At 63.4% G+C, this 22,170-nt stretch carries 14 protein-coding genes and 1 pseudogene; 7 read left to right on the top strand and 8 right to left on the bottom strand.

Annotated features, from left to right (window positions below; all coding sequences use genetic code 11):
• Positions 1 to 7 precede the first annotated feature (7 nt).
• The gene (locus tag D3874_RS04750) at positions 8 to 2,407 is read right to left on the bottom strand and encodes an efflux RND transporter permease subunit (RefSeq protein ID WP_199698942.1); all 2,400 of its coding nucleotides are present in this window, start codon (positions 2,405 to 2,407) and stop codon (positions 8 to 10) included.
• Positions 2,408 to 2,895: 488 nt separating this feature from the next.
• Between D3874_RS04750 and D3874_RS04745 the strand changes: the two genes are divergently transcribed.
• Both D3874_RS04745 and D3874_RS04740 read left to right on the top strand, forming a co-directional pair.
• On the top strand, positions 2,896 to 4,155 hold the full coding sequence (locus tag D3874_RS04745) for a cytochrome P450 (protein ID WP_119777057.1): 1,260 nt from the start codon (positions 2,896 to 2,898) through the stop codon (positions 4,153 to 4,155).
• 13 nt (positions 4,156 to 4,168) lie between these two features.
• A complete protein-coding gene (locus D3874_RS04740; protein WP_119777056.1) occupies positions 4,169 to 4,489 on the top strand; it encodes a 2Fe-2S iron-sulfur cluster-binding protein in 321 nt (106 codons plus the stop codon).
• Positions 4,490 to 4,555: 66 nt separating this feature from the next.
• Here D3874_RS04740 and D3874_RS04735 read toward each other — a convergent pair whose 3' ends face one another.
• Positions 4,556 to 6,187 carry a GMC family oxidoreductase gene (locus tag D3874_RS04735; RefSeq protein ID WP_119777055.1) on the bottom strand — a complete coding sequence of 544 codons (1,632 nt, stop codon included), beginning with the start codon at positions 6,185 to 6,187 and terminating at the stop codon, positions 4,556 to 4,558.
• Between the two features lie 127 nt (positions 6,188 to 6,314).
• Between D3874_RS04735 and D3874_RS04730 the strand changes: the two genes are divergently transcribed.
• Together D3874_RS04730 and D3874_RS04725 are read left to right on the top strand one after the other, a co-directional pair.
• Positions 6,315 to 8,156, top strand: coding sequence for a fatty acid desaturase (locus tag D3874_RS04730; RefSeq protein ID WP_119777054.1), 1,842 nt, complete (start codon positions 6,315 to 6,317; stop codon positions 8,154 to 8,156).
• A 31-nt stretch (positions 8,157 to 8,187) separates the two neighbouring features.
• Positions 8,188 to 9,615, top strand: coding sequence for an aldehyde dehydrogenase family protein (locus D3874_RS04725; RefSeq protein WP_119777053.1), 1,428 nt, complete (start codon positions 8,188 to 8,190; stop codon positions 9,613 to 9,615).
• 293 nt (positions 9,616 to 9,908) lie between these two features.
• Here D3874_RS04725 and D3874_RS04720 read toward each other — a convergent pair whose 3' ends face one another.
• Both D3874_RS04720 and D3874_RS04715 read right to left on the bottom strand, forming a co-directional pair.
• Positions 9,909 to 11,468 (bottom strand): methyl-accepting chemotaxis protein, encoded by a 1,560-nt coding sequence (locus D3874_RS04720; protein WP_147385522.1) that lies wholly within the window; start codon positions 11,466 to 11,468, stop codon positions 9,909 to 9,911.
• Positions 11,469 to 11,475: 7 nt separating this feature from the next.
• Positions 11,476 to 11,811 carry a hypothetical protein gene (locus D3874_RS04715; protein WP_119777051.1) on the bottom strand — a complete coding sequence of 112 codons (336 nt, stop codon included), beginning with the start codon at positions 11,809 to 11,811 and terminating at the stop codon, positions 11,476 to 11,478.
• Positions 11,812 to 12,346: 535 nt separating this feature from the next.
• Here D3874_RS04715 and D3874_RS04705 point away from each other — a divergent pair.
• A pseudogene (locus D3874_RS04705) lies at positions 12,347 to 12,789 on the top strand (DDE-type integrase/transposase/recombinase); the annotation flags it as partial.
• Between the two features lie 66 nt (positions 12,790 to 12,855).
• On the opposite strand, the gene pyc reads toward D3874_RS04705, so the two are convergent.
• The gene (gene pyc, locus D3874_RS04700; RefSeq protein WP_119777050.1) at positions 12,856 to 16,302 is read right to left on the bottom strand and encodes a pyruvate carboxylase; all 3,447 of its coding nucleotides are present in this window, start codon (positions 16,300 to 16,302) and stop codon (positions 12,856 to 12,858) included.
• Between the two features lie 513 nt (positions 16,303 to 16,815).
• Between pyc and D3874_RS04695 the strand changes: the two genes are divergently transcribed.
• Together D3874_RS04695 and D3874_RS04690 are read left to right on the top strand one after the other, a co-directional pair.
• Positions 16,816 to 17,046, top strand: a complete 231-nt coding sequence (locus D3874_RS04695) for a hypothetical protein (protein WP_233559838.1) — start codon at positions 16,816 to 16,818, stop codon at positions 17,044 to 17,046.
• Between the two features lie 2,006 nt (positions 17,047 to 19,052).
• Positions 19,053 to 19,466: a helix-turn-helix transcriptional regulator gene (locus D3874_RS04690; RefSeq protein WP_119777048.1), complete on the top strand. Its 414-nt coding sequence runs from the start codon at positions 19,053 to 19,055 to the stop codon at positions 19,464 to 19,466.
• Here D3874_RS04690 and D3874_RS04685 read toward each other — a convergent pair.
• From D3874_RS04685 to gap, 3 genes are all read right to left on the bottom strand, one after another.
• Positions 19,463 to 19,654 carry a hypothetical protein gene (locus D3874_RS04685; RefSeq protein WP_119777047.1) on the bottom strand — a complete coding sequence of 64 codons (192 nt, stop codon included), beginning with the start codon at positions 19,652 to 19,654 and terminating at the stop codon, positions 19,463 to 19,465. The two genes, D3874_RS04690 and D3874_RS04685, sit on opposite strands and share 4 nt — an antisense overlap.
• A gap of 503 nt (positions 19,655 to 20,157) precedes the next feature.
• Entirely contained in the window at positions 20,158 to 20,781 is a 624-nt protein-coding gene (locus tag D3874_RS04680) for an OmpW/AlkL family protein (RefSeq protein ID WP_119777046.1), read from the bottom strand.
• A 110-nt stretch (positions 20,782 to 20,891) separates the two neighbouring features.
• A complete protein-coding gene (gap, locus tag D3874_RS04675; protein ID WP_119777045.1) occupies positions 20,892 to 21,899 on the bottom strand; it encodes a type I glyceraldehyde-3-phosphate dehydrogenase in 1,008 nt (335 codons plus the stop codon).
• Positions 21,900 to 22,170: the final 271 nt, after the last annotated feature.

Genomic DNA, 22,170 nt, shown 5'->3' with positions numbered 1-22,170 from the left:
TGGGCGGTTACTTGGCAAAGGCTGGCTGGTCGAGATTGCGCCCCTCGGTGTACTGGCTGAGGTCTATTGATTCGCCGACCAGCAGGTCGTTCCGAGTTACGAAACGCGGCTTGAACAGCCAAACCAGCAGGGGCAGTGCCACGATGGCGAGCACCATGTTGATGGTCATGACCATCAGGAGCAGCCGGCCCATGTCGGCGAGGAACTTCAAGTCGGACATGAAGGTCCAGGGGATCAGACCGGCGGCGACGATGGTTGCCGTGAACATGATCGCCTTGCCGGTGGTCATCACGGCCGCACGGATCGCCGTGTCGTAACGCTTGGTGGCCTGGTATTCCTCGCAGATGCGGGACAGCAGATAGATGCCGTAGTCGATGCCGACGCCGATGCCGATCGCTGCGATCGGCAGGGTATTGACGTCGAGACCGATGCCCATCTCCGTCATGGCCGCGCCGAGGTAGATATTGGCGAGGTTGACGGGGATCAGCAGGAAGAATCCGGCCACCACCGAACGGTAGGCGTAGGCACAGCCGATCAGGATGACGAGATTGAGGCAGGCCAGAATGATCATCTCATAGTGGGCGACCGTGTCGTTGATCGACTGCTGCAGGGGGATCGTGCCGGTAGCGAGGCGTATCTTGAAATCCGGGTGATCCGCACCGACGAGTTCCACCGCTTGGCGGGCCTGGGCGAGCGCCCGGTCGACCGTTTCCTGCTTGTTGTCCGGGTACCAGAGCGAGACCGTGGCGTTCTGTTGCTCGAAGTCGGCGACATGCAGGAAGGCCTTGGGGCTTGTCCCGAACATCACGGCGCCGACCGCGGCCCCCATGGACGCATCGTTCGGGTCGAGCGGCGCCCACTTCGGATTGCCGCCGGCGAACAGGCGGTTGGCCTCGGGCAGATAGTCCGCGAAGGATAAGGTCGCGCGGGGCGGATTCTCCATGTGCTCCAGCGCGTACTGGATCTGAGCCATGGTCAGGATGGTTTCGGCCTGGCGTGCCACCCGGTTCGGATTGATCGGGTTCTTCGCCTCCAGCACGATCTCCAGGGTATTCACGCCGGGGAAGTTGCGGTTGATGGCCGCCACCGCCTTGTTGAACTCCCCATCCTCCCAGAGGATGTTGCTGCCCTCCACCGGGTTGCCGACCTCCATCTGCGAGAACCGGTGGAACGAATAGGCCGAGACGATGACGAAGAAGACGGTAGTGACGCGGGCGGCGCGGCCATAGCTCAGCTTCGAGATGTGGCCGAGGAAACGCTTGATAGCCGCATGGAAGCCGACGTCACCATCGGCGCCGGTGATCTGGCGCACGTTCTTGGGCGGCGGCAGAAGCGAAAGCACCAGTGGCGAGAAGAACACGTTGGCCGGCACGATCATCGCCGCCCACCAGGCACAGAAGATCGCGAAGCGCTCCATGGCGGGAATGGGCGCGACGGCGATGAGTGCCAGGCCCGCGACATCGGTGAAAATGCCGAGGACGGAGGGCGCCATCATGACCGAAAGCGCGATCTCAGCGGCCTTACGCCGATCGCCGACATGAAGGTAGATTTCATAGTAGCGCTCGGTGAACTGCACGCAGTGGCTGAATGAGCGTGCGACCAGCAGCAGCGGCACCACCATGATCAGCGGCTCGACCGCGAGGCCGAGCCAGCCGACGAAGCCGAAGCCCCATACCGCCGTAACCGCCGAGGTGATAATGGGCGCAAGCACGCCCGCGAGATTGCGCATGTAGAGAATGAGGCAGAGCAGCAGGGCGGCGCCAGTGATGCCGAAGATGCCCAGCATCTGCTGCTGATAGCGGTATACCCAGCCGGTCAGGGCCGGCATGCCCGCCATATGTACCTCGTGATGCTCGTCGCGCGCTTCCTCGACGATCTTCTGCATGTATTCAAAGGTCTCGCCGTAATCGAGCAGGCGCTCGATGAACGTCGCCGTGATCAGGGTCGCGGTGCCGTCTTGCGAGATATAGAAACGGCGCGCCAGCGGCGCCATGTCGACACGACGCCTGAATTCGTCGATATCCGCCTGGGTCGAGGGGATGGTGTCGCCCATCACCGGCTGGGTGTCGATACCCGTCGGCGTTGCCTCGGCATAGCGGACCTTCTCGGTCGAGATCGAGATCACCTGGTCATGATCGACGGCGGGTGCGAGGTCGATCTCGCGGGTCAGGTTCCAGATCTTCTGCAGGGTTTCGATATTATAGATATCGCCGTCGGTCCGTTTGACCATGATGGTTACGGTCAGCGGGTTGCCGAAGTTGGGATGATCCTTGAACGTCTGCACGTACGGATGGTCCGCCGGCAGCAGATCGGAAAAGATCGTTCGCAGTTCGACCTGGCGGCAGCCCCAGCCGAAGAAAACGGTGATGAGCGCGATGATCAGAATCGAGAAGCCCCGATTTTTCATGATCGCATGCGACAGGCGATAGCTGAAATTCTGCACTGGCCTACGAGTCCCCTGTCTGGCGGTGGAACGCTGGCCTGACGGCCATCTGCATGGTTTGATGGGGCGCGTCTTGAATAGGCCCCAACGCGATTTTTCGCGTCATTCGCTTCCTCCCTTGCGACCGGTTGGCCCGGCGCCTTGTCTTCTGGCCGCGCTATTGGTGTGCGCTTTCCCGAAGTCGGCAAAGACTGCGCCCAAGGCAGGGACGCTGCCCCCCACCCGGAAGGGTTGGCCTAAGCCGGAATTCTCCCAAAACGGAGGGAAGCGTCGCCAGCGCGCGCCGCACTCAGCGTTCCCACTCGATCGAGGGGGGCCCCGTCGATCACATGATGGCTGAAGGTGAAAAGTGATCAGATCTTCACATTGGTGCAGATCGGATTCGGCCGCGGGCCTACCCGCCAAGACCATCAATGATCAATGCCTCGAAAGGGGCGACAGGGAGTTAGGAAATGAGCGAAACAGCCGCTTTGAGACAAGGTCCCGCCACCGACGCCTGGTCGATGCCGCTCGCCGAAATCGACGTGAGCGACCCTGCGCGGTTCCGTGACGACACGATGTGGCCCTTTTTCGAGCGCCTCCGCCGGGAAGACCCGGTCCACTGGTGCGCCAACGGCATGTATGGGCCTTATTGGTCGGTGACCAAGTACAAGGACATCATGCAGGTGGAGACCAGCCACCACATCTTCTCGTCCGACACGACCATGGGCGGCATCACCATCGAGGACGGCAACGCGTCGACCGGCCTGCCCATGTTCATCGCCATGGACCCGCCCAAGCACGACGAACAGCGCAAGACGGTGAGCCCTGTCGTCTCACCCGAAAACCTGGCGAAACTCGAAACGACCATCCGGTCCCGCGTCGGTGAAATCCTCGACGGCCTGCCGAGAAACGAGACCTTCAACTGGGTCGAGCGCGTCTCGATCGAGCTGACCACCCAGATGCTGGCGACGCTGTTCGACTTCCCCTGGGAAGATCGCCGCAAACTGACCCGCTGGTCCGATGTCGCGACCGCCACCCCGGGCTCGGGCATTATCGAAAGCCACGAGCAGAAGATGGCCGAGATCATGGAGTGCGGTGCCTATTTCACCCGTCTGTGGAACGAACGGGTGAATGCGGCGCCAGGCAACGACTTGATCTCGATGATGGCCCACTCGGATGCCATGCGCCATATGTCACCCGAAGAGTTCCTGGGCAATCTGATGCTGCTGATCGTCGGCGGCAACGACACCACGCGCAATTCGATTACCGGCGGCCTCCTCGCCCTCAGCCAGAATCCCGAGCAGTATCGCAAGCTGCGCGAGAACCCCGCACTGATCTCCAGCATGGTGCCGGAAATCATTCGCTGGCAGACCCCGCTCGCCCACATGCGCCGCACCGCGAAGATGGACACCGTCCTAGGCGGCAAGACCATTCGTGCTGGCGAGAAGGTGGTCATGTGGTACGTCTCGGGCAACCGGGACGAAGAGGCAGTCGAGCGCCCGAACAACTTCATCATCGATCGCGCCCGGCCACGACAGCATCTGTCTTTCGGCTTCGGCATCCATCGCTGCGTCGGCAACCGTCTGGGCGAAATGCAGCTTCGTATCGTCTGGGAGGAGATCCTGAAGCGGTGGCCCGACCAACCGATCGAGGTCGTCGGCGAGCCGACGCGCGTCTACTCGTCTTTCGTCAAGGGCTACTCGTCATTGCCCGCCCGCATCCGCGGCTGAGGAATACAGCGTCATGAGCACCATCATCTTCATTGAACACAACGGCACCCGTCACGAAATCGATGTCGCGGACGGCAACAGCATCATGGCGGGCGCCGTCGCCAACATGGTTCCCGGCATCGACGCGGATTGCGGCGGCGCCTGCGCCTGTGCCACCTGCCATATCCACATCGACCCGGAATGGCTGGCCCGGCTGCCGGAAAAGAGCGAGATGGAAGCCTCGCTGCTCGAATTTACGCCTAATCCGACCGAAGGCTCGCGTCTCGCCTGCCAGATCAAGGTTTCGCCCTGCGTCGCAGGCATGACCGTGCATCTGCCCGCCGCCCAGCACTGAGGGGATACCTTTCCTCCCCACCTCAGGGCGGGCCGCTGTCGCGGCCCGCCCTTTTTTTCAGAACCATCAAGCGACGTTGCGGGTTTCCTCCCGCGGCAGCGCGACACGCTCCCTGATGATGTCCGCCGCTTTCTCAGCGATCATGATCGTCGGGGCGTTGGTATTTCCGGAGACCAGCGTCGGCATGATTGATGCATCGGCCACGCGCAGGCCCGCGATGCCGTGAACCTTCAGATCGTCGCCGACCACCGCCATCGAGTCTCGCCCCATCTTGCAGGTGCCGACCGGATGATAGACGTGCTCACAGTGTTGGCGGACCGCCGCTTCCAACTCCGCGTCGCTGCGTACCTCGTCGCCCGGGATTAGTTCCCTGTCGAGATGGTCGGCCAGGGCGGGCTGCTGCAGAATGCGGCGGCACAGCTTCACCCCTTTGACCAGCCGCTCGATATCGCGCGGATCGGACAGCAGACCGATGTCGATCGCCGGATCGTCGAACGGACTGGGCGAGGCCAGGGTTACGCTGCCGCGGCTGTAGGGACGCAGGAAACATGCGTGCAGTGACAGACCGTGGCGGCCCATCGCTTTGGTGTCGCGGCCGTGATCGACGAAGATCAGTGGCACGAAGTGGAATTGCAGATCGGGAACGTCGACCGAGGGATCAGACTTGACGAAGCCGCCCGCCTGGGTGACCGAGCGGCCCAGCATATTGTCGCGCCGCCCGACGAGATAGGAGAGGCCCGCCCCCGCCATCTTCGCAAGGCCGGCGCCATTCATCACGAAGCCATCGCGCTTCCTTGACGTGTAGACTGCTGCGACGTCGGGATGTTCCTGTAAATTGCGGCCGACGCCGGGCAGATCGTGGGCGACGCCGATGCCCTTGCCCCTCAGCTCATCGGCGGGCCCTATCCCTGAGAGCAGCAATACCTGCGGGGTCCCAAAGCTGCCACCGGCCAATATCACCTCGCGCCGGGCCTTGATCGTCTGGCGCTTGCCCTGCTGGTCGATCACGACGCCCATCGCCCGCCGGCCGTCCATCGCCAGCTTGAGCACGCGCGCGTCGGTCAGCACGGCCAAGTTGGAACGCGATAATGCCGGTTCCAGATAGGCCTGGCGCACACCCCAGCGCCGCCCATCCTTGATTGTGAACTGATAGAGGCCGACCCCCTCGAACTGCGCGCCGTTGAAGTCCGCATTGTGGGGAAAGCCCGCCTGGACCGCTGCCTCTATGAATTTCAGGTTCGGCACATAGCCATAGTGGGTGTCGGAGACATGGAGCGGCCCGCCGGCACCGTGATGGTCGTCGGCGCCGCGGGCGTTGTCCTCTGCCTTGCGGAAATAGGGTAGGACGTCCTGATAGGCCCAACCGCGATTCCCTGCCTGCGCCCAGGTGTCGTAGTCCGACGCGTCGCCCCGGATATAGACCATGGCGTTGATCGCGGAGGAGCCGCCAAGGCCCTTGCCGCGCGGCAGGAAATGGCGGCGTCCGCCGGTTGCCGGGTTGGGCACGGAATTGAATGCCCAGTTGTGACGGTGGATTAGCATGTTCATGCCGAACATGCCGGGCCAGCGCACAAGGGGTGACGATTTCCTGGTGCCTGCTTCGATGAGGCAGACCTTGCTGCGGCCGTCCTCCGTCAGTCGATTGGCCAGCACGCAGCCGGCCGAGCCCGCACCGACAATGACGTAGTCGAATTCCATGGCGCCTCGCCTCCCCTGTTTCATTCGTCGCAGGACAGCCCGAGCCGGGATTACCGTCCAGCACCTCTAATAGGGGGGTGGAAGGCGGTTCTCCGGCGCCGCACCTTCGGCGAAATGCGGAGGAGAGATGATGCAAACCCAGGCGACGGCCGACTGGGGCCTCGCGGCAAAGGCCCGCGCGACCCGAACCCTGCAGGACCTGCATGTCCTGCCCCTGTTCCCCGTGCCGACCTTGCTGCTGTTGGCCGCCTGCCTGGGTGGCTTCGCATTGTCAGCCTGGGGCATGCTGGCGGGCGGGCTGTCGCCCTGGCTTGGGGTTCCCATCGGGGCCGTGCTCGTCTATGCCTCATTCACCGTGCTGCACGACGGCACCCATCGGGCGATTTCGCGCAATCCTCTGCTCAACGAGATCATTGGCACCATGGGCGGCCAGATCTTGCTTCCCGGGATCGAGGTCGCGGTCTACCGCCACCTGCACCTCGAACATCACAAGCACACCGGCCACCACACGGAAGACCCTGACGATATCCTGGTGCGCCCGCTGCCTGGTTCCCTGCCGTCGATGGTTTTCATCGATGTCGTCTGGTTCTTCTGGTACATGAAGCGTTTCAATCGCTGGCCGGCGCTGCAAAATGCGCGCTTCGTGTTCGGCTTCACGCTCTATGTGGCATGGCATGCCGCCTGGATCGCCTCGCCCTATGCGACGGACTGGCTGATCGCCTGGATGCTACCCCAGCGCCTTGGCCTGGGCATCCTCACCTATCTCTTTGCCCATATCCAGCATCCGCCGGGCATCATGCAGAACGACCATCCGCTGCACGCGACGGTGATGATCGAGCGCAATCCCCTCGCTCTCGCCTTCATGCTGGGGCAGAGCGCCCATCTGATGCACCATCTCTACCCGCAGTTGCCCTTCTACCGGCTGGAAGCGGGCTGGCAGGCAGCATCGGCCCTGCTTTCGCCGCGGCGGCTCAATTTCCGCGGCCTGTTCGATCCAGGCAACCCTTCCGCACCGGCGGCGGAAATGCCCTGGCTGGAAGCCCGGATCGCCGTCGTCGAGGATATCGCGGCCGGCATCCGCCTGTTCACGCTCGAAGGGGTACAAGGCCCCTTGCCGGTCTTCGAAGCCGGCGCCCATGTCGACCTGCGGCTGGGCCCGTCAGTCGTCCGGCAGTATTCGTTGATCGGCATGCCCGGCGTAGCGGGGCGCTGGCAGATCGCCGTCAAGCGTGAGGCGGAGGGGCGCGGTGGTTCCATCGCCGTGCACGAGAGGCTGCTTGCGGGCGCCGCGATCAATGTCGGCAGGCCGCGCAACCACTTCCCGCTGACGATCGGCAGCGGTCGCCATATCCTGGTCGCCGGCGGCATCGGCATCACGCCGCTGCTCTCCATGGCCTATGCCCTGAGCGGGCGTGGCTTCGAGCTTCACGTCTTTGCCCGAGACGAGAGCCATGCCCCCTTCGGCACCAGCCTCTCGCGCTTCCCGTTCCGCGATCGGATCGGCACCCATTACGACCAGGGCAAGGGCTTCCCGGAAACGGCGGTCGCTGCGGTCCTCGGCCCATGGCGGGAGGGCGACAGGATCTATCTGTGCGGCCCCGCTGGATTCATGGCCTTCGTGACCCGCAGCGCCACCGCCATGGGCTGGCCGGAAGACACAATCTCGACGGAAAGCTTCTCCCCGCAGGACGACACCCCGCAGAAGGCTTTCACACTGGAACTGGCCCGAGCCAGGCAGCAGTTGGAAGTGCCGGCCGGCGTTGCCATCACCGACGTCCTCGACAAGGCACGGCTGTCGGTCGACACGCTATGCCGGCGCGGCATCTGCGGCACCTGCCGCTGCCGCTTGGTCTCGGGTGCAGTCGTGCATCGAGACTCGGTGCTGACGCCGGCCGAACGGGCCGCGGGTCAGTTCATCCCCTGTGTCTCTCGCGGCACGGGCGAAAATGTCGTCGTCCTCGACCTGTGACGTGCGGCGAAAAACTAAAGGGAGAGAGCCGATGAATTTCGATGCCGACTACACCATGACGATCGATGGCCTGGGCGTTGCCGGGGCCAGCACCTTCCCCGTCATCAACCCCGCCAACGAGCAGGTCATCGCCCAGGCGCCGGACTGCTCGCGCGAACAGCTCGACCTGGCCGTCGCCGCTGCCCGCAAGGCCTTCCCGAAGTGGCGCGCCACCCCGTTCGAGGAGCGCCGCGCCCTGCTCCAGGCCATGGCGGGCGCCATCTTCGCCAATCTCGACGGGCTGAAGCGCCTGCTCACCCTGGAGCAGGGCAAGCCCTTCGCCGACGCAGAATTCGAGGTTGGCGGCGCCGGCTTCTTCCTGCAGGGCACCGCCACCATGGACCTGCCGGTCACCGTGAACGAGGACAGCGCCGAGCGGCGCAGCGAAACCCGTCATGTTCCCATCGGCGTGGTCGGCGCGATCTCGCCCTGGAACTTCCCCGTCATCCTGGCGATCTTCAAGCTGGGCCCGGCCCTGTTCGCCGGCAACACGGTGGTGCTGAAGCCCTCGCCCTTCACGCCCCTGACCACGCTGAAACTGGGCGAGATCCTGCGCGACGTCCTCCCCCCCGGCGTGCTCAACGTCGTCACCGGCGGCGATGCCCTGGGGCCCTGGATGACCGAGCACAAGGGGATCGACAAAGTCTCCTTCACCGGCTCGACCCAGACCGGCCGCCGGGTGATGCAAAGCGCCTCGGCCTCGCTCAAGCGGGTGACCCTGGAGCTGGGCGGCAACGACGCCGCCATCGTGCTGCCGGACGTCGACGTGAACAAGGTGGCGCCGGAGCTGTTCTGGGCCGCCTTCCGCAACAACGGCCAGATCTGCATCGCCTCCAAGCGCACCTATGTCCACAAGGATGTCTACGAGCCCCTGTCCAAGGCGATCGTCGACTATGCCCGGACGATCAAGGTGGGCGACGGCTCCGAGCAGGGCACCCTGATCGGCCCGATCCAGAACAAGCAGCAGTACCAGCGGGTGAAGGACCTGATCGCCGACAGCAAGGCCCAGGGCCACAAGTTCCTGCTGGGCGGCGAGGATCATGACGGCCCGGGCTACTTCGTGCCCTTGACCATCCTGGACAATCCGCCTGAGGATGCGCGCATCGTCAACGAGGAGCAGTTCGGCCCGATCATGCCGCTCCTGAAAGTCGACTCGATCGAGGAAGCGATCGCCAAGGCCAATGCCAGCGAATACGGCCTGGGCGGCTCGGTCTGGTCGGCCGACACGCAAAAGGCGCTGGCGGTGGGCGAACAGCTTGAGACCGGCACGGTGTGGATCAACGAGACCCAGCACCTCAGCCCGACAGCGGCCTTTGCCGGTCACAAGCAGTCAGGCGTCGGCGTCGAGAACGGCGTGGAGGGGCTGCTCGAATACACCAACGCCCAGACGATCGTGGTCAAGAGATCGACGGCAGCGTGAGATGTGATGCCTCCACCTTCGCCCCTCAGCCTTGGCTTTGCGCGCCTTGGCCCGCTGCGGCGTCCAGCGGGCCGGGCATCGTGGTCTTTCTGCATCAGCTTGGCCGGCTTTGGCCCGCTAGTCCTCCGGGATCTGCCCGTCCTTCCAGATGGCCTTTTCTTCGTCGGTATTCTGGCTCGGTTCCGTTCATTTCAGTATGATGGACCAAGTCTCATCTTCATCCTCCCTGGCACGCCGAGAGAAATCAAAAGGTTAGAAACAAGCCTTGGATAATTCCAAGATACTACAGTAGGTCACGCCGCCTTGACGGCTCTCAGGAGACGGTCGACCCCACTGCGCAGGCGGCCTGCCTGCTCGTCGAGATTGGCAGCGGCCCTGAAGACCTCGGTAGAGGACAGCGATGTCCGGGAGGCGGCATTGCGCACGCCGTCAATCGCCGTCGACACGGCGGAAGAGCCGCGTGCCGCCTCGTCGACATTGCGGGCGATCTCATTGGTGGCGACCACCTGCTGCTCGACGGCGCTGGCGATGGTGGTCGTTACCTCGCTCATCTTGCGGATGGCGACGTCGATCGCGCCGATGGCATCGACCGTCTCGCGGGTCGAATCTTGGATGCTGGCGACCTGGCTGGTGATCTGTTCGGTGGCGGTGGCGGTCTGTTTGGCCAGGTTCTTGACCTCGGCCGCGACCACGGCGAAGCCCTTGCCCGCCTCGCCCGCCCGCGCCGCCTCGATGGTCGCATTGAGGGCCAGCAGATTAGTCTGGCCGGCGATCGCTTCGATCAGACGGATCACCTCGCCGATGCGGTCGGCCGCCCTTGCCAGGCCCATCACATTGGCATTGGTGCGCGCAGCCAGATCGACGGCGCGGCCCGACATCCCGGCCGAAGCCTGGGCCTGACGGCCCACCTCGCGCGAGGTGGAGGCCAGTTCCTCGGTCGCGGCGGCCACTGTCTGGACATTGCCGGAGGTGCGCTCCGCCGCCTCGGCGACCGAGGTCGACTGCTGGTTGGTGCCGTCCGACAGCCGCTCCAGGTCTTCCGCATTGGCCCGGAGCTGGGTGATGGCAAGGGTCACACTCTGCAGGACGTCAGAGATCTCGCCCTCGAAGGCGCCGATGGCGGCGGCGACGGCCGCGGCCCGGCGAGCTTCTGCTTCGGCCCGCTTGAGGTCTTCAGCGATGCGGGCTTCCGAAGTGCGATGGGTCTCCCGTTCGGCAGCGGCCTGTTCCTCGGCCAGGGCCGTGGCCTTGGCGATCGCTATTTCGCGCTCGACCCGCGCCTGCTCCAGGGCGGTTTCGGTTTCCGCCTGCTGGCTGGCCACCCGGTGGAACGCCCGCTCGAGCGTCAGGCACAGCCAGACCAAGCCACCGCACTCGAAAACGACGACCACGGCATGCAGTACCACCCGCCCCAGGTCGGGACCGGCAGCAAAGAGGTAGAACGGCAGGGTGAAGTTCAGCACCAGATGATGCAGCGCCGTGGCGGTCGCACCGATCACCACCACCCGCCAGTCGCAGAAGACGGCCAGGATGGCGAAACAGGCGAAATAATACATATGCAGGTCGATCCGCAGTTCCGGATCAATCACCGCGACTAGAACCGAGACCATGGTGACCAGGGCGACCGCGACCAGGTAGCGGAAGGCCGGCGACGGCCCCTCGCGCCACCACACGAAAGTGGAGAAGCCGGCCGCGGCTAGAACCAGGGCGTTAAAGGCCAGGGCACCTTCAACGCCGTCCGCAAGCGTGAGCGCCGCGACCAGCGGCACATGAACCCACAGGAGCGCGATCAGCCCCTTTGCCGCCACCGCCCGCAGACTGTCAAGTCCCTGGAGACGCACGCTATCGCCCATCTTGTCCTCAAATCCCAGGCGTTGGGGCGCCGCACAGGAAGGCGGCTTCATCGGCATTGAGAATCAGCAAGGCGCCGGCAGCCCGCAGGCGAGCCGCAAGCCCATTCCCCCTGGCGGCGACGATCCAGGACCCGGGCAATCCGCCTCGTCCGACGATGGCCGCATCGGGCACCTGATCGGCAAGCGCCGCGGCCGCTTCCGGCTGCGGCATCAGAACCATGACTTCACGAGTATCGTCAGCCGGGGCGACGCGCAGCCAGGCGAGCGCAGTCAAGCCCGACAGCAGCATGATCGCCGCCGGCAACAACGCCCTTCCCCGCCCGCCTTTGGCATTCTCCCGCATGCGCACCAGCCCTTTCGGCCCGATGCGACAAGGAATAGCGCCTGGTCGTTAGCAACCCGTAAATGGCGTGGGGGCGCCACCGGGTTACCGTCTCAAGGCGGCAGCTTCCTCACCCTCCTCTATTTTCTAGATCCTGTACGCGAGTTGTGCACAGCTCAGCCCCAGGGAACGGACAGCCTCGGCGAAGTTGCCGCCGGCTCAACCAACCGCGGCGCGCAGGAGCCGTTCTTCCAAGGTATCAAGTAGTGTTCCCCATGACAGCACAGCCTCCATCGAATCACCGGCCGCGCGAGCGTTCCCTTCGGCAACCATCGAATTCAATTCACCTTCGGCATTCATGCCCAGGATATTGGGATCGAGCTTCTCGCCCGAGGTGAAGAAATGGCTGCCTTTCTCAGCTCTGATGCACTTTTGACGATTCCGCAGTCAAGTGACGCCGATGACCCGAGCCTGTAGCAAATCAAGGCTGCGCCTGCCGTACATATGGCGCTGCACGAGTTTGAGTTTGGCAATCAGCCCCTCGGTCTGGCCGTCCGACCAGGCTCTGCGTGCGAGGCTCCGGCGTCGCGGGGTGCCGAAGGATGAAGGGCGGCGGTCGGCAATCGCTCCCAACACGCTCGATCGTGAATTCGCCGAGTGACCAAACCAGCGCTGAATCGCCGACTTTACTATGTCTGGACGGCCGAAGTCTGGCTCTACCGTCGCGGCCGTTATCGACCTCTTCCCCCGCCGCGTGTGGGCTGGTCGATGAAGGCCGAGATGACCGCGCAGCTCGTCGCCGATGCGCTGATGATGGCGATCTGGCAGCGGGGCAAGCCGGTGGCCTTGCTGGACCACTCGGGTCAGGGCAGCCAACATGCCAGCGAACAGTTCCAGAAGCTGACGGCCGACAACGGCGTGGCCTGCTCGATGAGCCGATCCGGCAATGTCTGGGACAATACCGCCATGGAGAGCTTCTTCTCCTCGCTCAAGACCGACCTAGCCGGTATCAGTAGCGGGACATTGCATCTTCTTCCGGGACCTGTCGGCGGTCGACGGCGCCGCCTAGCCCAGCCGGATCAGCAGGTCCTTGGCCTCCACCCGGTCCCGGGGGGCCACCAGGATGTCGACCACGGTGCCGTCCTTGGGGGCATGGAGCGCGGTTTCCATCTTCATCGCCTCGAGGGTCAGCAGGACGTCGCCGGCCTTGACCTTGCGCCCCATCTGGACCGCGATGGACGAAATCGCCCCGGCCATGGGCGCCGCCACCTGTTTGTCATCGCCGTCGTCGGCCTTGGGCCGGCCCAGCGCCTGGGGCGCCGCCGCCCGGTTGGGCACCTTGATGATGCGCGGCTGGCCGTTCAGCTCGAAGAACACCTTGACCTGGCCGTCCGGCTCGGTCTCGCCCAGGGTCTGGAGCAGGATGACCAGGGTCTTGCCAGCCTCCAGCTCGACCGCGATCTCGTCGCCCGGTTTCATGCCGTAGAAATAGATCGGCGTCGGCAGCACGGAGACCGGCCCGTATTTGCGCTGCATGGCGGCGAAGTCGCCGAACACCCTGGGATACATCAGGTAGGAGGCGAGATCCTGGTCGTCCAACCCGTGGCCGACGCGCTTTTCGGCTTCGGCGCGCGCTGCCGCCAAATCCGCCGCGCCAAGCAGGGAGCCCGGGCGCACGGTGATCGGCGTCTCGCCCTTCAGGGCTTTTTTCTGCAGGGCTTCGGGCCACCCGCCCGGGGGCTGGCCCAGTTCGCCGCGCAGCATCTCGACCACCGAAGCGGGAAAGGCGATGTCCCGCTGGGGATCGGCTACATCCTGGGCCGTCAGGTTCTGGGCCACCATCATCAGCGCCATGTCGCCCACCACCTTGGACGAGGGGGTGACCTTGACGATATCGCCGAACAGGTCGTTGGCCGCCCGATAGGCATTGGCGACCGCATGCCAGCGGCTGTCCAGGCCGAGCGCCCGGGCCTGTTCCTTGAGGTTGGTGAACTGGCCGCCGGGCATTTCGTGCAGATAGACTTCCGAGGCACCCGACTTGAGATCGCTTTCGAAGGCGGCGTACTGGGTCCGCACCGCCTCCCAATAGAAGCTCAGGCGGCGGATCGCATCGGGGTCGAGGCCGGTCTCCCGCTCGGTGTGGCGCAGGGCCTCGACGATCGAGCCGAGACAGGGCTGGGAGGTGGTCCCCGACATGGCGTCGATCGCCGCATCCACCGCGTCGACCCCCGCGTCGACAGCTGCCAGCACGCTCGCCGCCGCAATGCCCGAAGTATCATGGGTGTGCAGGTGGATGGGCAGCCCGACTTCCTGCTTCAGGGCCTTGATCAGCACCCGGGCGGCGGCCGGGCGGAGCAGCCCCGCCATGTCCTTGACGCCCAGGATGTGGCAGCCCGCCGCTTCAAGTTCCTTGGCCAGGCCGACATAATAGGCCAGGGAATATTTCGCGCGGTCCGGGTCGCAGATATCGCCCGTATAACAGATGGCGCCTTCGGCCAGCTTGCCCGCCTCGCCCACTGCGTCGATCGCGACGCGCATGTTCTCGACCCAGTTGAGGCAGTCGAAGATACGGAACAGGTCGATGCCGCCGGCAGCCGCCTGGGCGACGAAGTAGCGGACGACATTGTCTGGATAATTGGTGTAGCCGACCCCGTTGGCGCCACGCAGCAGCATCTGCAGCAGCAGGTTGGGCACCCGTTCGCGTAGCTTGGCCAGGCGCTCCCAGGGGTCTTCGGAGAGGAAGCGCATGGCCACGTCGAAAGTGGCGCCGCCCCAGCATTCCAGGGAGAGCAGTTGGGGCAGGCCCAGGGAATAGGCCTCCGCCACCGAGACTATATCGAAGCTGCGCATGCGGGTCGCCAGCAGGGATTGGTGGGCATCGCGCATGGTGGTGTCGGTGACCAGCACCCGCTTCTCGTCGCGCAGCCAGCCCGCGAAGCCCTGAGGCCCCAGGCTCTCCAGCCGCTGCCGAGTGCCGACGGGGAGGCCCGGCAGGAAGCGCGGCACCGCCGGCGCCCGCGCTTCCGCCGGCGGCCGGGCGCGGCCGCGCACTTCGGGATGGCCGTTGACCGTGACATCGGCGATATAGGTCAAGAGCTTGGTTGCGCGGTCGCGCCGCTTGGGGAAATGAAACAGGTCCGGGGTTTCGTCGATGAAGCGGGTGGTGTAACCATTGGCATTAAAGGTACGGTGGCCCAGTACCGCTTCCAGGAAGGCAAGGTTGGTGGCGACGCCGCGGATACGGTATTCGCGCAGGGCCCGGGTCATGCGGGCGATCACCTCCTGGGGGGTGGCGGCCCAGGCGGTGACCTTTTCCAGCAGTGGATCGTAATAGGGTGTCACCACGGCGCCGGAATAGGCTGTGCCGCCATCGACCCTGATGCCGAAGCCAAAGGCGCCGCGATAGGCCGAGATCCGGCCGTAATCGGGAATGAAGTTGTTCTGCGGGTCTTCGGTGGTGATGCGGCATTGCAGGGCATGGCCGTTCAGCCGGATGCCAGCCTGGTCGGGAATCCCGGTCTCCTCCGTCCGGCCGATATGGCCGCCCGCGGCAATGCGGATCTGCGCCTTGACGATGTCCAGTCCGGTAACAACCTCCGTTACGGTATGCTCAACCTGGAGGCGCGGATTGACCTCGATGAAGTAGAACTGGCCGGTCTCGGCATCCATCAGGAACTCGACCGTGCCGGCACCGACATAATGGGTCGCCCGGCCGATCTTCAGCGCCGCCTCGGCCAGTGCGGCGCGCTGGCCGTCGTCGAGATAGGGCGCCGGGGCGCGCTCGATGACCTTCTGGTGGCGGCGCTGGATGCTACAGTCGCGCTCGAAGAGGTGGACCAGACCGCCATGGGTGTCGCCCAGGATCTGGACTTCCACGTGGCGCGCCCGGCGCACCAGCTTTTCGAGATAGACCTCGTCCTTGCCGAAGGCGGCCTTGGCCTCACGCCGGGCGGCGGCGACGGCCTCGAGTAGCTGGCTGTCCTGGTCGAGCGGGCGCATGCCCCGGCCGCCGCCGCCCCAGGAGGCCTTGAGCATGACCGGATAGCCGATCTCGGCGGCGAGGCGGCGGACCGTTTCCGGATCGTCCGGCAGGGGCGCGGTCGCCGGCATCACCAGCACCCCGGCGGCGATTGCCAGATTGCGCGCCGCCACCTTGTTGCCGAGCTGGCTCATGGTGGCGGGTTTGGGCCCGATGAAGACGATGCCCGCGGCGGCGCAAGCCTCGGCAAATTCCGGGCTTTCCGAGAGGAAGCCATAGCCTGGATGGATGGCGTCGACATCGGCGAGCCGGGCGACCCGGAGGATTTCCTCGATCGAGAGATAGGCTTCGAGCGGCCCCTTGCCCTCGCCGATACGGTAGACCTCGTCCGCCTTGAAGCGATGCAGGGAGAGGCGGTCCTCCTCGGCATAGACCCCCACGGTGCGGATCCCGAGTTCCGAGGCGGCGCGGAAAACGCGGATGGCGATTTCCGACCGGTTGGCGACGAGGAGGCGTCGGATCGTTCTTTTCATCGGGGACGGATCTCTCGACTGGACGGAGGGGCCACGCGACGGGCGCGACATCTTACCGCCCGTCGCCTCGCCGTCACCATCCGGCCCGGTGGGCGGCGACCAAAATCGATGCGGCATTGGCGCGCAGCCGATGCACAAAGGAGGATTGCATCAAGGCGTCCCTTGGCTAACTGGGCCCTTTGTCGCGTGGCCGGTGAGGGCCGACCTCGCGGGCCAGGACCTGACGATCGATGTCACGCCGATCGACGCTGCGCCCCTTTCCCCGCTCGCAAAGTCCGGCGTCACTGCCGAAGACACTCGAACCGCATCATCTGGCATTTCATTGCGGAATCTGTAATCAATATTGTTCTATCCGCTAGCCGAGATGCGCGCAAGTGACGCAGGCGCCGCCGCACCGTTTCACCACGGCGGATTTCCTATGAATTAAGCAAATCTGAAGCCAAGCGTAAGGAATATGGAATTCCTCAGGCGTTTCTAATGATGGAGATTGCGGTATACGGAGGAGGAAAGCCATTGGCGACCAGGGCGACAGTCGACGACATGGGCTTTGTGGAGACCGCGGCCCATCTGTTTCGGTTTGTCCCAATTCACGGCCGTTTTCCGGGCGTCGCTACGGCTGGCGTGGCACCCCGTATCATGGGTTACGGCCCGGCCCCCCCCGCCTCGCAGAAACGGCTGAAGCGGCTCAAGCTTGGCATCGTCGAGAGTGATGCAGTCGAGTTGGACGAAGCCTTCGTGGCTTAAGGCTTGACCGCGCTGCGAGAACTTGGCCTGCCGGACGATGCCGCCCACGGTCGAGTTGAGCTTGCGTAATGCGAAGCGGCGCTGTGTACCACATGCGCATCATCGTCGGCCAGGCTATCGCCATGATACTGGAACACCCGTAGTCCACTATTCACCCTGGCCTAGCGCCAAGCCAGCAAGGATAATCCAGGCTTATACCCGCGCATCTGCACCGGTCACCCTACTCTCCCCGACCGGTGTCTAACTGCCTGGGACTGCGAAGCTCGCCTTCGCGTCCCGGGCATTTTTTGCGTTTCTCCTGGCCAAGCCTCCGGCAGTCTTTTCGAGCATCTGTCAGCCGGCCCCCAACAAATCATCGGCCGGTCGCCTTGTAACCAATATGTGGCATTTATCCATATCCACGGCAATTGTTGCTGGATATTATTCAAATTAGGCCTAATTAAAATTTAGTGCTTTCCAACGCGCTACTATGTCTCTTGCGAAGTTGGCGCTGCCGTCCGGGCGAACTAAAAAATTACAGGCGGTTGGTTGCCTTCGTGTCTGCTGCATGGAACGCTATAGTTCCTATTTGGACTAACCGGGTGGTGTTGATTGATCCAGGCTTGATTCCATTGGCGCACTGCAAAGTCTGAAGCTGATATTGCTATATTCCCAGGTCAACTGAACGCTCTAGCAGGCTGTTGAAGAAGTCTGGCGGATTGCCTTGAGTCCGCATGAGCATGCCCGCCCAACACTACCTCATCGTTCACACCGCCCGAGATCCTGCCCGCCTTTCGATTTACCGAAGGCGGGACGCGCCATGCCATTGTGGCGTTAGAAAACACCACACAGCATCACCCGTTCGGGTGAAGAAGGACGCATTCACTTTCTGAAGGTGGGACGTGCCCTCTAGGGCCAAAGGGGTTGCCATTTGCCAATGGCACACGTCCTTAGAATGCTGCATAGAACGCGGTGATTGTAATCTTGAGAGTCTTGGCGTATCGCCAAATTCAATCCAAGGCCTTGAGCAACGAGGAGGAGTCAGGCCGATCGATCGCCGTCCAGGAGACAGGTGAAAACGGCACCTGGCCGAGTTGGTGAATCGGGCGCTGAAACCCTCCGGCTTCGATCCACGCAGGCCCAGACGAACCACTTCGCCAACCGTAGCGTGCCAGGGGCCTGGCAGCCCCCCACTGCGTGGATGGGTTACTGGGGATGCAGCTTTTTTAATACTCGCACAGGATCACCAGGAATGGAGAACTCCGAACCAGTCGCTCGCTTCCCTAGTTTGTTCGCTGATGCTGCAAAAATTTACCCGTGACAGGCACCTTACTCATAGGCACCGGAAGCAATGCGCACGCCTGAAGAGCTGATCGACGACATTTACGCTGCTGCGTTCCTGCCCTCGCTCTGGCCGCGTGTCCTGGATCGGCTTACCGAATTCGCGGGGGCTTTGGCACGGTCATGCTTGCCGCACAAGGGGAAGATCTTCGTTGGATCGCGACGGCGGCAGCGACCCCGATCATGGAAGAGTTCGTTTCCGGCGGATGGATGCGTCACAATCAACGTGCTGTGCGTGACGCCGCGATGCAGCACCCCGGCTTCCTCACCAACCAGGACATGTTCACGCCCGACGAACTCGACACCGATCCGCTGCATGTGGAATTTCTGCGGCCGCGGGGCCTGGGCTGGAATTTCGGCACAACGGTGGCGGTACCGAGCGGCGACCTGATTGCCCTCAACACTGAATTTCGGTACGAGCATGGGCCTGTACCGGCCAGCGTTATCGCGGCCGTCGACCCGCTCAGGCCTCACTTTGCCCGTGCCGCCCTGATATCATCGCGACTGCGGCTTGAAGAGGCGGCTACGGCGACGCACACCCTCGAGGCTTTGGGCCTTCCCGCCGCCGTACTGAATCATGACGGACGGGCCATCGCGGTCAATTCGCTGTTCGACACCCTGGCCCCTCGGATAGCCACCCGAGCGGACGAACGCATCGTGCTCAACACCCCCGCCCTGCGGCCACTATGCTGGCGCAGGCTGTGGCCACACTCCGCCAGCAGGACGGTACACCGCGCTCATTTCCGGTGCGCGGCGACGAAACCGGCCCGCCCCTCATCTTTCACCTGGTTCCCATCCGTCGCGAGGCGCACGACCTGTTCGCTGCCGCCGCAGGGGTTCTGGTGGCGACCCCCGTTCAGCAATCAGGGACTCCGGCTGCATCAATGCTGCAGGGGTTGTTCGACCTTTCGCCGACGGAGGCTCGCGTCGCCAGAAAGATCGCGGGCGGCCAGAACATAGAGGCCGTGGCTGCGGCGCTTGGAACGTCCCGAGAAACAGTGCGCCATCATCTGAAAGTCGTATTTCAAAAAACCGGAACAAACCGCCAGGCCGAGTTGGTCCTGTTGCTGTCGGGGGCCAAGGGATTCACTGCGGCCTAGCCAGCCACAATTTCAACGACGGCAAACTGGCTGCCGAATTGCTCGCGGTCTACGACCTCCAGAACAACGGTTTCACGATTCGCTAGCGGCCGGATTTCAACTATTTCGGTGATCACTGGCGAGCCCGGATCGAGATCACTCATTTCGAGGCAAACCCGGAACAGGGTGTTCTCGGCATCGCCCAGCAAGCGGACAACATGGAATTCTCGCTGACGATGCAGTTTTAGCAACCCGCCCCGATCATCGAACGGACCGGGAGCAAATTCCTAGGACGGCGAGGCGCCAAGAAGGACTGAACGTGCAACGGACATCCGCGGGGAGTGTCTCGCGATGCCGCGGCACGCTCAATTCCGTCGCACCACGCATTCGCCGTCGCCCGTTAACTAGAATATGCGGCTCAACGCGCGAACTTGTATCGTTCTCTTTAACTTGCTGGATTACAGCAATGCATTTGATGAAAGATGCACTGATATGCTAGGTGGCGCACAGCGGCGAAATTCAGCACCTAGGGCGTCTAGTGAATTTTAAGCTATGCGGCGCATCACCGCAGCAACAGCCGCGCCGGGCGACCTGTTCATGCTAACAACTGGTGTGCCCTTCGGCACCTCGGGCGCCATCAATATCCTGGGTGTCGTAAGAGGCGGGGTGACTTAACCTATCATGGCCGGCGGCATGCCGCCGGCCATGTCTTTTAGAACCGATAGCCGACGCCGACACCAACTAGCACCGGATCTATGTCGACATCGGCCTTGATCGCGCCGTTTACCGTGGCATCGGTCGACAGCCAGATTTTCTTGACGTCGATATTGGCAGACCAATGATCAGCCAATGGAATATCGACACCCACCTGCAGCACAAATCCAACGGCGTTGTCGTACTCGACTTTGGTAATCGGCCCGGCCGGCTGATCGGCGCTATAGAAGACGACGTAGTTCGCACCGGCGCCAAGATAGGGTCTGATCACCTCATGAGGTGCGAAATGATACTGCACGGTCAGTGACGGTGGCAGAACCCAGACATGGCCAAGGCTGAGGTCGGGATTCTTCAGATCGACGCCGACCTGAGCAGTGGCCGCGACCAGTTCGAGCGCGATATTGTCAGTAATGAAGTAGGTTATGTCGATTTCGGGCGTTACCGTAGCGTCGATATCGACTGTGGCGCCTGGAATGGCATCGACGGTTGCGCTAGCATCCGGAAAGATTCCAAGCCCCCGCACCCGCACCTGCCAGGGCCCCTCGTCGGCAGCCCAAGGGCTGCTGGTGATGCCGACTGCCGCCAAAACGACGCTGGAAATCAACAGTGCTCTTCTGATCATGATGTCCTCCCGACTTCTGTTTCGTGATTGGGTTACGCCGTACCCTCCGCATAGCGAAGTTCTTGAATGCCTTGGTGGGATGCGACACGCCGCGCCGCCGGTCCGACGGCTCAGATCAGCTTGGCCATGGCGGCGCCGGTATCGTTCATCCGATTGGAAAAGGCCCATTCGTTGTCGTACCAGCTCATGATGCGCACGAGCGTCCCGCCCAGGACCTTGGTCTGATCCAGGGCGACGGTGGACGAGGCGGGATCCTGGTTGAAGTCGACCGACACGTTGGGCGCGGTGGTATAGGCGAGAATGCCCCGCAGACTGCCGGCGGCGGCAGTCTTGATGACCTCGTTCACCTCCTCGACCGAGGTCGCCCGCTTGGTGACGACCTTTAGATCGATGACCGAGACATTGGGGGTGGGCACGCGAATGGCGACGCCGTCGAGCTTGCCCTTGAGCTCGGGCAGGACCAGGCCGACGGCCCGCGCGGCCCCTGTCGCCGTGGGAATCATGGACAGGGCGGCGGCCCGGGCGCGATAGAGGTCGCGGTGCATCTGATCGAGCGACGGCTGATCGTTGGTATAGGAGTGCACCGTGGTCATGAAGCCCTTGTCGATGCCGATCGCGTCGTTGAGCACCTTGGCCACCGGTGCCAGGCAGTTGGTGGTGCAGGAAGCGTTTGAGACGATCCGATGTTCCGACCTCAGGGCCTGGTGATTGACGCCGTAGACAATGGTGATGTCGGCATCATCGACCGGTGCCGACACCAGCACCCGCTTGGCGCCGGCGGCCAGATGCACGGCCGATTTTTCCCGGCTGGCGAAATAGCCCGTGCATTCGAAGACGATGTCGATCGCCATCGCCCCGTGCGGCAACTCTTCAGGTTTCAGATACTGGGTAACCGCGATCGGCGCGCCGTTGACGATCAACCGGTTCCGGTCGACCAGGACTTCACCGGGAAAGCGGCCATGGATCGAATCATAGCGCAGCAAATGCGCGGTGGTTTCCACGAAACCCAGATCGTTGATCGCCACGATCTCGATATCGCTGCGCCCGGAATCGATGATCGCCCGAAGGATATTGCGTCCGATCCGGCCAAAGCCGTTGATCGCCACCCTGGTCGCCATTGGTTTGCCCCCTATTTATCCTGCCGGGCCCCGTCGCGTTGCGCGAAGAGCACGTTATCGCCGGCGTGGCATCGATCCCGCACACGGCGCACCCCTCCCGCGGCTTCCGCGGCCGGCGAAACCCGCATTGTTTATCTTCCCTGCCGCCGTGTAACGGCGATCAACGGCAATTTTGTTTAATAAGACACCTTCGGGAAGCGCATATTTATGAATAGCCAATTTAGATTTTCTGAACATCTTGAAAAGGTAACGTAATGAGTTTCCAAAATCC

Origin of the sequence: Oleomonas cavernae (assembly GCF_003590945.1) — a bacterium.
Classification (GTDB): domain Bacteria; phylum Pseudomonadota; class Alphaproteobacteria; order Zavarziniales; family Zavarziniaceae; genus Zavarzinia; species Zavarzinia cavernae.
Note: the sequence above shows the minus strand (reverse complement) of the source record. Positions and strands in the feature narration are given on the sequence as shown.

Excerpts from the sequence above, each read along its gene's own strand:
- D3874_RS04720 (WP_147385522.1), bottom strand. The coding sequence starts at position 11,468 with ATGGGCGATAGCGTGCGTCTCCAGGGACTTGACAGTCTGCGGGCGGTG.
- D3874_RS04735 (WP_119777055.1), bottom strand. The coding sequence starts at position 6,187 with ATGGAATTCGACTACGTCATTGTCGGTGCGGGCTCGGCCGGCTGCGTG.
- D3874_RS04745 (WP_119777057.1), top strand. The coding sequence starts at position 2,896 with ATGAGCGAAACAGCCGCTTTGAGACAAGGTCCCGCCACCGACGCCTGG.
- D3874_RS04725 (WP_119777053.1), top strand. The coding sequence starts at position 8,188 with ATGAATTTCGATGCCGACTACACCATGACGATCGATGGCCTGGGCGTT.
- D3874_RS04730 (WP_119777054.1), top strand. The coding sequence starts at position 6,315 with ATGATGCAAACCCAGGCGACGGCCGACTGGGGCCTCGCGGCAAAGGCC.
- pyc (WP_119777050.1), bottom strand. The coding sequence starts at position 16,302 with ATGAAAAGAACGATCCGACGCCTCCTCGTCGCCAACCGGTCGGAAATC.
- D3874_RS04690 (WP_119777048.1), top strand. The coding sequence starts at position 19,053 with ATGCTGGCGCAGGCTGTGGCCACACTCCGCCAGCAGGACGGTACACCG.
- D3874_RS04715 (WP_119777051.1), bottom strand. The coding sequence starts at position 11,811 with ATGCGGGAGAATGCCAAAGGCGGGCGGGGAAGGGCGTTGTTGCCGGCG.
- D3874_RS04750 (WP_199698942.1), bottom strand. The coding sequence starts at position 2,407 with ATGAAAAATCGGGGCTTCTCGATTCTGATCATCGCGCTCATCACCGTT.
- D3874_RS04740 (WP_119777056.1), top strand. The coding sequence starts at position 4,169 with ATGAGCACCATCATCTTCATTGAACACAACGGCACCCGTCACGAAATC.
- D3874_RS04680 (WP_119777046.1), bottom strand. The coding sequence starts at position 20,781 with ATGATCAGAAGAGCACTGTTGATTTCCAGCGTCGTTTTGGCGGCAGTC.
- gap (WP_119777045.1), bottom strand. The coding sequence starts at position 21,899 with ATGGCGACCAGGGTGGCGATCAACGGCTTTGGCCGGATCGGACGCAAT.